The 11,782-nt window shown below is 71.8% G+C and carries 9 protein-coding genes; 8 read left to right on the forward strand and 1 reads right to left on the reverse strand.

Annotation, left to right across the window (positions count from 1 at the left end):
* Positions 1-53: 53 nt before the first annotated feature.
* From FFG40_RS07565 to FFG40_RS07595, 7 genes are all read left to right on the forward strand, one after another.
* A complete protein-coding gene (locus FFG40_RS07565) occupies positions 54-1,472 on the forward strand; it encodes an alpha/beta hydrolase (protein ID WP_138802757.1) in 1,419 nt (472 codons plus the stop codon).
* A gap of 247 nt (positions 1,473-1,719) precedes the next feature.
* Entirely contained in the window at positions 1,720-4,044 is a 2,325-nt protein-coding gene (locus FFG40_RS07570; RefSeq protein WP_260678817.1) for a transglycosylase domain-containing protein, read from the forward strand.
* 139 nt (positions 4,045-4,183) lie between these two features.
* The gene (gene gatC / locus FFG40_RS07575) at positions 4,184-4,483 is read left to right on the forward strand and encodes an Asp-tRNA(Asn)/Glu-tRNA(Gln) amidotransferase subunit GatC (protein WP_138802758.1); all 300 of its coding nucleotides are present in this window, start codon (positions 4,184-4,186) and stop codon (positions 4,481-4,483) included.
* 11 nt (positions 4,484-4,494) lie between these two features.
* Positions 4,495-6,042, forward strand: coding sequence for an Asp-tRNA(Asn)/Glu-tRNA(Gln) amidotransferase subunit GatA (gene gatA / locus FFG40_RS07580; protein WP_111022649.1), 1,548 nt, complete (start codon positions 4,495-4,497; stop codon positions 6,040-6,042).
* Positions 6,042-7,547 carry an Asp-tRNA(Asn)/Glu-tRNA(Gln) amidotransferase subunit GatB gene (gene gatB, locus FFG40_RS07585; protein ID WP_138802759.1) on the forward strand — a complete coding sequence of 502 codons (1,506 nt, stop codon included), beginning with the start codon at positions 6,042-6,044 and terminating at the stop codon, positions 7,545-7,547. The genes gatA and gatB overlap by 1 nt, the downstream gene beginning before the upstream one ends.
* Positions 7,548-7,658: 111 nt before the next feature.
* Positions 7,659-8,846: a type III polyketide synthase gene (locus tag FFG40_RS07590; protein ID WP_138802760.1), complete on the forward strand. Its 1,188-nt coding sequence runs from the start codon at positions 7,659-7,661 to the stop codon at positions 8,844-8,846.
* Complete coding sequence (locus FFG40_RS07595; RefSeq protein WP_138802761.1) at positions 8,843-9,565, forward strand: methyltransferase domain-containing protein; 723 nt, start codon at positions 8,843-8,845, stop codon at positions 9,563-9,565. Before FFG40_RS07590 ends, FFG40_RS07595 begins: the two co-directional genes overlap by 4 nt.
* Before the next feature lie 104 nt (positions 9,566-9,669).
* Here the strand turns inward: FFG40_RS07595 and FFG40_RS07600 are convergent, their stop codons facing one another.
* A complete protein-coding gene (locus tag FFG40_RS07600; protein ID WP_138802762.1) occupies positions 9,670-10,719 on the reverse strand; it encodes a zinc-dependent alcohol dehydrogenase family protein in 1,050 nt (349 codons plus the stop codon).
* 80 nt (positions 10,720-10,799) lie between these two features.
* Here FFG40_RS07600 and FFG40_RS07605 point away from each other — a divergent pair, with 80 nt between their 5' ends.
* On the forward strand, positions 10,800-11,765 hold the full coding sequence (locus FFG40_RS07605) for a DUF3097 domain-containing protein (RefSeq protein ID WP_138802763.1): 966 nt from the start codon (positions 10,800-10,802) through the stop codon (positions 11,763-11,765).
* The last annotated feature ends 17 nt before the right edge of the window (positions 11,766-11,782 follow it).

Here is an 11,782-nt window from a genome sequence, read left to right on the forward strand (position 1 = left end):
TCACCCGTCGTCTGCAGGGGGACGTCGGGACGGCCTTCCCGGGGGAGACCCGATTGCTGCTCATCGCTGCGGCTCTGCTCACCGCCTCGGTGCACTCGCTCGGAGTGATCGAGGCCCCAGGCATGCCCCCGGCGCCCCAGGTCACGGTCGCCAGCACCGCCGCGACCCGCATCGTCCCGGTCGCGGACCCCGCCGTCGCCACGCTCTCGGCGGTACCGGCGGTACCGGCGGCAGCAGCGGTAGCGGTGTCGCCGTCGTCGTCGAGGTCGACGACGGACGTCGACGACCTCGCCGCCGCGCACGGACGGGCCTTCGTCGAGGACCTCGGTGCACTCGGCGCCGCCGACCTGCGAAGCGCGGCCACCGACCGTCGTGTCGTGGCGACGGTGCAGGACGACCCGCCGCCCGCGCAGACCGTCGCGCAGTGGTGGTCGCACCTGCCGGCCGACGAGCAGGACCGGCTCCGGGTGCACGCACCCGCACTGGTGGGGAACCTCGAGGGCGTGCCGTACGCCGTCCGCGACCAGGCCAACCGCGCGACGCTGACCGCCGGCCTCGCCGACGCCGACCTCGGTGCAGCCCGGGCCGCGATGCTCGGGCAGGTCCGTGACTCCCTGGTGCAGGAGCCGGGCGACCCGCGGCGCTTCCTGGTGGCGCTCGACACCCGGGGTTCCGGGCGTGCGGCGATCAGCATCGGCGACCTCGACACCGCGGCCGACGTCACCGTCGTGGTGCCGGGCATGTTCTTCACGGTCACCGGGCAGATGACCGACTTCACGAACACCGCCAACGACCTGTCCCGCGAGCAGGCCACCCTGGCGCCGCTCGCCGCCACCGGCAACGGGTCGGGTGTCGCCGTCGTCGCGTGGATGGGGTACCGGACGCCGGACCTGTCGAACATCCTGTCGCTCGGGCTCGCACGGACCGGGGCGGAGCGGCTCGAACGGACCGTCGCAGGGCTGCGCGTGATCCGCGCGGGCGACCAACCACGGGTGAACATCGTCGCGCACTCGTACGGTTCGACCACGGCGATGACGGCCCTGGCGTCGGGGCGGATGACCGCCGACACCCTGACCGTGCTCGGGTCGCCGGGCAGTGACGTCCGGACCGCGGACGACCTCGCCGTCGCCACCGGGCAGGTCTTCGTCGGCGGTGCACACAGCGATCCCATCGCGGGCTCCGGGTACTTCGGTACCGACCCGGGTGGAGCGTCGTTCGGGTCGACCGTCCTCGACCTGGCCGGGGGCGCCGACGCGCTGTCGGCCGGTGACGTGTTCCGGCGACCCGTGGGGCACAACGACTACCTCAAGCCGGGCACGGCATCGCTGCACGACGTCGCCCTGATCGGCATCGGACGCGGCGACCTGGTGCGCGAGCAGGTCCGACGCGGGAAGTCGGGTGGTGACGGCATCGTCGGCGCCTCGCCGGACATGTACCTCGTGCGCCCGCAGGACCTGCAGCCCCGTGACTGACCTGCCGTGCCCGACCGCCCCCTGACCGACCGGGCGGACCAGCCGGTCGTGGCGACGCGGTGGGCGTGACCCGATCGTGACCGGCGGCCGACGTGCCGGAGCCGTCGCGTGCCTCCCGGCCGGATCGCTGCGCCCGTGCGGATCGCGACCCGTCCTCGGAACGGGCTGGGTGGCAACCTGAACGCGACCGCAGCCTGCACTCGTTCCAGGGCAGAACCAGTACAGCCCTGCTGCCTACGGTGCCGTCATGCGTGTGGTGCGATGGCCTGGTGCTCTCCTGATGTTCGTGGTGATGTCCGTGCTCGCCGGCATGCTCGTCGCCGTCGCGGTGACCCCGGCGGTCGCCGTCGCGGGAGAGGGGACCTCCGGGGCGGTCTCGTTCTTCGAGGACCTGCCGACCTACCTCGACGTGCAGACCCCGCAGCAGGTGTCGTCCGTGTACGCCGAGAAGGGCGGGAAGCAGGTCAAGATCGCCTCGTTCTACGCCGAGAACCGAACGAACGTGACGGCCGACCAGATGGCGGACACGCTCAAGCAGGCGGCGATCGACACCGAGGACCCGCGCTACTACGACGAGGGCGGCATCGACGTGCTCGGGACGCTCCGCGGCGTCGCCGCGACCGTCGTCGGCGGCGACGTGCAGGGCGGCTCGAGCATCACGCAGCAGTACGTCAAGAACGTGCTGGTGCAGCAGTGCGAGGAGCTCACCGGCACGGACCAGGCCGCCACCGAGAAGAAGGTCGAAGCCTGCTACGAGGACGCGGCCGGCGTCACCCCGCAGCGCAAGCTGCAGGAGATGCGGTACGCCATCGCGGTGAACAAGAAGTACTCGAAGGACGAGATCCTGACCGGGTACCTCAACATCGTCGGGCTCGGCGGGCGGGTCTACGGTGCCGAGGCCGGGGCCGAGTACTACTTCGGCGTGCACGCGAAGGACCTGTCGCTCGTGCAGTCGGCCACGCTCGTCGCGATCCTCAACAACCCGTCGAACCTGCGCATCGACGTGCCGAGCGACAAGGACAACGGCAAGGCCAACGGGTACGAGCTGACGAAGGAGCGCCGCGACTACGTGCTCCGCCGGATGCAGGCGCACGGGTCGATCACGAAGGCGGAGATGACGAAGGCGATCGCGACGCCGGTCACGCCGAAGATCACCGAGACCGCCAACGGGTGCTCGACCGCCGCGACGAACTACGACGCCGGCTACTTCTGCGACTACGTCCGCGACCAGGTGCTGCAGGACTCCGCGTTCGGCAAGACCGCGGCGGCACGCATCGCCACGCTCGACACCAAGGGCCTGCAGATCCACACCTCGCTCGACCTCGACCTGCAGGGTCAGGCACAGTCCGCCCTGTCCACCTACGTGCCGGCCACGATGGCCGGTGTCGACGTCGGCGGCTCGAACGTCACCGTGGAACCCGGCACCGGCAGGATCATGTCGATGGTGCAGAACACCACGTACACGCAGGGCGACAACGCCGGGGCCGGTGCCACGGCGGTGAACTACAGCGCCGACTCCGGGTACGGCAACTCGGGCGGGTTCCAGACCGGCTCGACCTACAAGGTGTTCACCCTGGCCGAGTGGCTCGCCAGCGGGCACACCCTGTCCGACTCGGTCACCACCTCGGAGCACCAGTTCGAGAACGCCGAGTTCACCAACACCTGCAAGAACGTCGCGGGCGGCACCTGGAACGTCGCCAACGCCGAGAGCGTGCCGTCGTCGATGTCGGTCGAGGCTGCGACGGTCGAGTCGATCAACACCGCGTACGCCCAGATGGGCAAGCAGCTCGACCTGTGCAAGATCGCCCAGCTCGCGCAGTCGATGGGCATCCACCGCGCCGACGGCGGTGACCTGACGCAGACGCCGTCCTCGATCCTCGGCGTGAACGAGCTGTCGCCGATCGACCTGGCCGAGGCCTACGCGGGCTTCGCCAACGGCGGCATCGTGTGCACGCCCACCGCGATCGACTCGGTGACCGAGGCGGACGGCACGAAGATCACCCCGACGCCGTCGTCCTGCACGCAGGGCGTCTCGGCGGACGTCGCGGGCACGGTCGACTACGCGCTGCAGGGCGTGCTGTCCGGGTCGGGGACGGCCGCGAGCGCGAACCCCGGGGACAGCGTGGCGAAGTTCGCGAAGACCGGCACCACCGACGGTGACGTGCAGAACTGGCTGGTCGCGTCGTCGACGAAGTACACGAACGCCACCTGGGTCGGCAACGTGCAGGGGAACGTGAGCCTGGCGAACTGGCCGTTCCTGCAGGGCACCACCGGGTACAGCGCGAAGTTCGGGGTCGGGAAGTCGATGATGGCGTACCTGGACCAGACCGTCGGCGGGGGAGCACTGCCCGCACCGAGTCAGGAGATGATCGGGCACGCGAGCAAGTCGTCGTCGTCTTCGTCGTCGGGGTCCTCGTCCGGGCAGGGGACGGCGCAGGACGACCAGGCGACGCCGACGGCTGCGCCAGCCGCTCCGGCTGCGCCCGCTGCGCCCGCTGCACCCGCTGCGCCGGCGCCCGCTGCGACGGTGGCTCCGGCGGCGCCGGCTGCGGGGGACCAGAACGGGAAGTGACCCGCTGACCACCTGGAGGCCCGGTGCCGGTCCGGCGGACCGGCACCGGGCCCCCAGGGGCGTTGTCCACAGTCGCGCCTGCGCGCCCGACGCAGCCAATAGACTGTGGGGCATTCCACGAACCGATCGACGGAGCACCATGCCTGACATCACGAGCGAGCAGGTCGCGCACCTGGCGAACCTCGCACGTATCGCACTCACGCCCGACGAGATCGAGAAGCTGACCGGGGAGCTGTCGCACATCGTCGAGAGCGTCGCCAAGGTCGCCGAGGTCGCGACCCACGACGTCCCGGCGACGAGCCACCCCGTGCCGCTCGGCAACGTCACCCGACCCGACGTGGTCGGGACGACGCTGACGCAGGAGCAGGCGCTCTCCGGGGCGCCCGACTCCGACGGCGAACGGTTCCGCGTGACCGCCATCCTCGGCGAAGAACAGTAGGGCGAAGAACAGTGACTGACGACATCACGAAGCTGAGTGCCGCGGCACTCGCCGACGCCCTCGTGGCGCGCGACGTCTCGAGCGTCGAGGCCACCCAGGCCCACCTCGACCGGATCGCCGCCGTCGACGGCGACGTGCACGCGTTCCTGCACGTCAACCAGAACGCCCTGGCGGTGGCGAAGTCGATCGACTCCCGCCGTGCCGCCGGTGACGACCTCGGCCCGCTCGCCGGTGTGCCGATCGCCGTCAAGGACGTCCTGTGCACGCAGGACATGCCCACGACCGCCGGGTCCAAGATCCTCGAGGGCTGGGTGCCGCCGTACGACGCCACCCCGGTCGCGAAGCTCCGCGCCGCCGGCCTCGTGCCGCTCGGCAAGACCAACATGGACGAGTTCGCGATGGGCTCGACCACCGAGTTCTCGGCGTACGGTCCGACCCGCAACCCGTGGGACCTCGACCGGATCCCCGGCGGGTCCGGCGGTGGCTCGGCCGCCGCGGTCGCCGCGCACGAAGCACCCTTCGCCCTCGGTTCGGACACGGGTGGCTCGATCCGCCAGCCCGGTGCCGTGACGGGCACGGTCGGCGTGAAGCCGACCTACGGCGGCGTGAGCCGCTACGGCGCCATCGCGCTGGCGTCCAGCCTCGACCAGATCGGGCCGGTGTCCCGCACCGTCCTCGACGCCGCGCTCCTGCACGACGTCATCGGTGGGCACGACCCGAAGGACTCCACGTCCATCCCGGACGCCTGGCCCTCGATGGCCGCCGCCGCACGCGAAGGGCTGCAGGCGGACACGCTCCGCGGCCTGCGCGTCGGCGTGGTGAAGGAACTCGCCGGGGGCGACGGGTTCCAGGCCGGTGTCACCCAGCGCTTCCAGGAGACGGTCGCGCTGCTCGAGTCGGCCGGTGCGGTCGTCGTCGAGATCGACGCCCCGTCGTTCGCGTACGCGATCAGTGCGTACTACCTGATCCTCCCGGCCGAGGCGTCGTCGAACCTCGCCAAGTTCGACTCGGTGCGCTTCGGCCTCCGGGTCACGCCCGAGAACGGCGCCACCGTCGAGGACGTCATGGCCGCCACGCGTGAAGCCGGCTTCGGACCCGAGGTCAAGCGGCGCATCATCCTCGGCACCTACGCCCTGAGCGCCGGCTACTACGACGCCTACTACGGCTCGGCGCAGAAGGTCCGCACGCTCGTGCAGCGGGACTTCCAGGCCGCCTTCGAGCAGGTCGACCTGCTCGTCAGCCCGTCGGCGCCGACGACCGCGTTCCCGATCGGTGAGCGCATCGACGACCCGCTGGCGATGTACCTCAACGACCTCACCACGATCCCGGCGAACCTCGCCGGTGTCCCCGGCATGAGCATCCCGAACGGCCTCGCGCCCGAGGACGGCCTGCCCGTCGGCGTGCAGCTGATGGCGCCCCAGCGGGAGGACGCCCGGCTCTACCGCTACGGTGCCGCCCTCGAGCGTCTGCTCGAACAGCAGTGGGGCGCGCCGCTCATCGCGTCCGTCCCGGACCTCGACCAGAGTCAGCAGTCCGCTGCGCAGGAAGGTGTGATCTGATGGCGCAGAAGGACGCGCTGATGGACTTCGACGAGGCGCTCGAGCGCTACGAGCCGGTGCTCGGCTTCGAGGTCCACGTCGAACTCGCGACGAAGACCAAGATGTTCTCGGACGCCCCGAACTTCTTCGGCGGCGAGCCCAACACGAACGTCACCCCGGTCGACCTCGGGCTGCCCGGGTCGCTGCCGGTCGTGAACGCACAGGCCGTGCGGTACTCGATCCAGCTCGGGCTCGCGCTCGGCTGCTCGATCGCCGAGTCCTCGCGGTTCGCCCGGAAGAACTACTTCTACCCGGACAACCCGAAGAACTACCAGGTCTCGCAGTACGACGAGCCCATCGCCTACGAGGGCGAGGTCGAGGTCGAGCTCGCCGACGGCACGATCTACAACATCCCGATCGAGCGGGCCCACATGGAAGAGGACGCCGGCAAGCTGACGCACGTCGGTGGTGCCACCGGCCGCATCCAGGGCGCCGAGTACTCGCTCGTCGACTACAACCGTGCCGGCGTGCCCCTGGTCGAGATCGTCACGAAGCCGATCTTCGGCGCCGAGCACCGTGCCCCCGAGCTCGGAGCCGCCTACGTGCAGGTCATCCGCGACCTCGTCCGGGCGCTCGGTGTCTCCGAGGCACGCATGGAGCGCGGCAACCTGCGGTGCGACGCGAACATCTCGCTGCGCCCCCGCGGGCAGGAGAAGCTCGGCACCCGCACCGAGACCAAGAACGTCAACTCGTTCCGCGCCGTCGAGCGTGCGATCCGCTACGAGATCCAGCGTCAGGCCGCGATCCTCGCCGCCGGTGGCACGATCACGCAGGAGACCCGCCACTGGCACGAGGACACCGGTCGCACGTCGGCCGGTCGCCCCAAGTCGGACGCCGACGACTACCGGTACTTCCCGGAGCCCGACCTGCTGCCCGTCGTGCCGGACCCGGCCGTCATCGCGGAGCTCCGTGCTTCGCTGCCCGAGGCCCCCGTCGCACGCCGCCGTCGCCTGAAGGGTGACTGGGGCTTCGCCGACCTGGAGTTCCAGGACGTCGTCAACGGCGGCCTGCTCGACGAGGTCGAGGGAACCGTCGCCGCCGGCGCCGCACCCCAGGCCGCCCGCAAGTGGTGGACCGGTGAGATCAGCCGCGTCGCCAACGCGCAGGACGCAGCCCCCGGTGACCTGGTGTCGCCGAAGCACGTCGCCGAGGTCATCGCGCTCGTCGAGTCCGGCGACCTGACCGACCGTCTGGCACGCCAGGTGCTCGAGGGCGTCATCGCGGGCGAGGGCTCGCCGGCGCAGGTCGTCGAGGCCCGCGGGCTCAAGGTCGTCTCGGACGACTCCGCCCTGACGGCCGCGGTCGACGAAGCACTCGCGGCGCAGCCCGACGTGCTGGCGAAGATCAAGGACGGCAAGGTCCAGGCAGCCGGCGCGATCATCGGTGCGGTCATGAAGGCCATGAAGGGCCAGGCCGACGCCGCCCGCGTGCGGGAACTCGTGCTGGAGCGCGCACAGCAGTCGTAGGCAGTCCCACCTCGCAAGGGCACGGCACCGGTCGGTGCCGTGCCCTTGCGTGCGTCCCGGTCGCCGTGTGCATCCTGGGGACACGTCAGCGATCCGGTGACAGGATGAGTCGTGTCCGCAACGATCCGCGCCATCGGAACCGCCGTCCCCGAGACGACCCTCGACCAGCCCAGGGTGCGTGACCTGTTCTCCGCCCAACCCGACCTCGGGCGGCTCGGCAAACGGCTCGTCCCCGCCGCGTTCGACGGGTCGGCGGTCGACCAGCGGCACACCGTCCTCGAGGAACTCGACTCCGCACGTGCCGGTGGTGCGTTCCGTGACGACGACGGCACCCTGCGGTCGCCGTCCACCGGTTCACGCAACGACCGGTACCGCGAACTCGCCCCGCCGCTGTTCGTCGCCGCCGCCCGCGACGCCGTGGAACGCGCCGGCATCGCGCCGGAGGCCGTCACGCACCTGGTGACCGTGTCGTGCACCGGGTTCACGCAGCCCGGGCCCGACATCGACGTCGTCGAGCAGCTCGGGCTCCCCGGAGGCGTCTTCCGGCACCACATCGGCTTCATGGGGTGCTGTGCGGCGTTCCCCGCGCTGCGGATCGCCGCGGCGTTCGTCGACCAGGACCCGGACGCCGTCGTGCTCGTGGTCTGCGGCGAACTCTGCACCCTGCACGTCCGCGCCTCGAACGACCCCGACCAGATCGTCGCGAACAGCGTCTTCGGCGACGGTGCGGCCGCCGCGGTGATCGCCCGCGACGGAGCCGGTCTGCGCTTCGACGACTTCACGACGGCCGTGGTGCCCGAGGGAGCGTCCGAGATGGCGTGGAACATCGGGGACGAGGGTTTCGAGATGGTCCTGTCCACCGCCGTGCCGAAGCTCGTCGGCCTGCACGTCCCGAGCGCCGTGCAACCGCTGCTGGCCGGCGGGCCCGCCTCGGACGTGCCGGTGTGGGCGGTCCACCCGGGCGGCCGAGCCATCCTCGACCGCACCCAGGAGTCGCTCGGCCTGCCGGACAGTGCGATGGAGTCGAGCCGGCGGGTGCTGCGCGAACACGGCAACATGTCGAGTGCCACCGTGCTCTTCGTCCTGCGCGACGCCGTCGACGCCGGCCTCGAGGACGGCAGCGCCGTCGTCGCGCTCGCCTTCGGCCCCGGACTGACGGTGGAGAGTGCGCGGCTCACCGCTGTGCGGACCGAGGCGTCGCCCGCGGCAGAACCCACGGCGGAACCCGAGGCATTGCCCGCGGCGGAACCCGCGGTCGCAGCCAACCGCGTCCCCGTCGCGACCACGGGCGCGGCGTGAGCCGTCAGAGCGGCGGCACCACGGGCCTCCCGGCCGTCGACCTGCGCACCCGCGCGCTCGACCTGACCGAACTGATGGACGACCCGGACTGCGACCCGCGTGCGCTCGCGCGCACGTTCCGGCGCTTCGCGGTCGTGAACGCGCTCGTGAGTGGTTGGCGTGCGGCCTGGCGCTCGCACGTCGTGCCGGCCCTGCCCGCCAGCGGCCGCGGCCGGGTGCTCGACCTGGGGTGCGGCGGCGGCGACCTGGCGCGCTCGCTGGTGCGCTGGGCGGCGAGCGACGGCTTCGACCTCGAGGTCGTCGGGGTCGACCCGGACGAACGCGCCATCGCCGCGGCGAGGCGGTCGTCGCCGACCGGTGTGACGTTCCGGCAGCAGTCGAGCGGCGACCTCGTCGCGGCTGGTGAGCGGTTCGACGTCGTCGTGTCGAACCACGTGCTGCACCACCTGGGTGACGAGGAGCGGCGGGGTTTCCTGGCCGACTCCGAACTGCTCGCGAGCGGGCGCAGCCTGCACTCCGACATCCGGCGGTCGCCGGCGGCCTACCGGGCGTACGCGCTGGCGTCACCGCTCGTGGGGGCGGGGACGTTCATCCGGGTCGACGGCCTGCGGTCGATCCGCCGGAGCTTCACCGTGCCCGAACTCCGCGACGTGCTGCCCGGCGGGTGGCGGGCCGAGGCGGCTGCACCGCACCGGGTGCTGGCGATCCGCGACGCCTGAGCGGGCGTCCGCTGCCCGACGCGACCAGATGACGGACGGGAGGCCCGTGGCGACGCCGCCACGGGCCTCCCGTCCGTCTGCCGCTGCGTCCACGACGCGCGCCGCTACGGCCGCAGCAGCACCTTGATGGCCCGGCGCTCGTCCATCGCGCGGTAGGCCTCGGCGGCCTCGTCGAGCGGCAGCTCCAGGTCGAAGACGCGACCGGGGTCGATCGCGCCGGACAGCACGTCGGGCAGCAGCTCGGGGATGTACTTCCGGGCCGGGGCCATGCCGCCCGCGATGGCGATGTTCGTGTCGAACAGGTAGCGCGTGCCGATCGTCGGCACCCCGTGCGGGACCCCGACGAAGCCGACGTTGCCACCGGCGCGCACCGAGTGCAGTGCCTGGTCCATGCTCTCCTCGGTGCCGACGGCCTCGACTGCGCAGTCGGCCAGGTCGCCGGCCAGGAGCTCCCGGACGGCATCGACGCCCTCGGCACCACGGGCGGCCACGACGTCGGTCGCGCCGAACTCGCGGGCGAGCGCCTGGCGGTCGGCGTGCCGGCTCATCGCGATGATGCGCTCCGCACCGAGCCGCTTCGAGGCGAGCACGGCGGACAGGCCCACCGCGCCGTCGCCGACCACGACGACGGTCTTGCCGGGGCCGACCGCTGCCGACACGGCGGCGTGGTGCCCCGTCGAGAAGACGTCGGACAGGGTGAGCAGCGACGGCACCAGGGCCGGGTCGACCGGGCCGGGGACCACGACGAGCGTGGCGTCGGCGTCCGGGATCCGCACGTACTCGGCCTGTGCACCACCGACGGGGTCGCCGTATGCGTCCGTGCTGCCGAAGCCGGACAGGTGGTCGCAGCCGGTGGTCATGCCGTTGCGGCAGGCCTGGCAGGTGCCGTCGTTCATGGTGAAGGGGGAGATGACGAAGTCGCCCTCGTGCAGGCCGGTGACGTCATCACCGACGGCGACGACCTCGCCGACGAGCTCGTGGCCGATCGGCCGCGGCTGCTTCGTCTCGGTGACGCCGCGGTAGGGCCAGAGGTCCGATCCGCAGACACAGGCCGCGAGGACCTTGACGACGACGTCCTTGCCGGACAGGAGCCCGGGTCGGTCGCGCTCCTCGACGCGGATGTCGTTCGGGGCGTGGATGATCGCTGCGCGCACGGGCGGGCCTTCCGTCGAGATGATGGGGAACCGGCGCGGTCGACGTCGTCCGGGCCGTCGTCGACAGTACCCTCGTGCGGGTGGACGACGACCGGTACGGCGGCGATGTGCTCTCGGGGGACTGGCGCTCGCGCGGAGTGAAGAAGGTGCGGCAGGTGCCGCTCGAACGGGACATGGTGCTCGAGGACCCGGACTCCGGGTGGGCCGGTGCCGTGGTGGGGCTCGAGGCGGGCAACATCGCGCTCGAGGACTGGAAGGGCCGCACACGCTCCTTCCCCTTCACCGGGCAGTTCCTGCTCGAGGGCGAACTGGTGACGCTGGGGCGGCCGTCGGCGCCGGTCGGGCGGTCGGCCGGGGCTGGTGCTGCTGGTACCGCTGGCCGCGCGGGTGCTGCTGGTTCCGTCGGTGCCGTGCACGCGGACTGGAGGCCCGGGGGCGCGCCCGCCGTGCGGCAGGCGTCCGACGGTGGTCGGCTCCGCACCGCGTCCGGATCGTTCGCCGTGGAGTCGCAGCGTGCTCGGGTGGCGCTCCCCAGCCGCATCATGGTCGAGGGCAAGCACGACGCGGAACTCGTCGAGAAGGTCTGGGGCGCCGACCTGCGCGTCGAGGGCGTCGTGGTCGAGGAGCTCTCCGGCGTCGACAACCTGGCCGCCGTGCTCGACGAGTTCCAGCCGACGCGGGAGCGCCGGGTCGGGGTTCTGGTCGACCACCTGGTGCCCGGGTCGAAGGAGTCCCGCTTCGCCGACGCCGTCATGCGTGGCGAGTGGGGAGCGCACGTGCTCGTCGTCGGGCACCCGTTCGTCGACGTCTGGCAATCGGTCAAGCCGGCGCGGGTCGGGCTGCGGGCGTGGCCGACGATCCCGCGCTCGATCGAGTGGAAGGCGGGCATCTGCCAGGCGCTCGGCTGGCCGCACGCCGAGCAGGCCGACATCGCTCGGGCATGGCAGCGGATCCTCGGGCAGGTGCGCACCTTCGCCGACCTCGAGCCGGAGCTGCTCGGCCGTGTCGAGGAGCTGATCGACTTCGTGACGGAACCACAGGCCTGAGAACCGGTGGATTGCCC

This window comes from Curtobacterium sp. KBS0715 (genome assembly GCF_005938005.2).
In the GTDB taxonomy this organism is placed as follows: Bacteria; Actinomycetota; Actinomycetes; order Actinomycetales; family Microbacteriaceae; genus Curtobacterium; species Curtobacterium flaccumfaciens.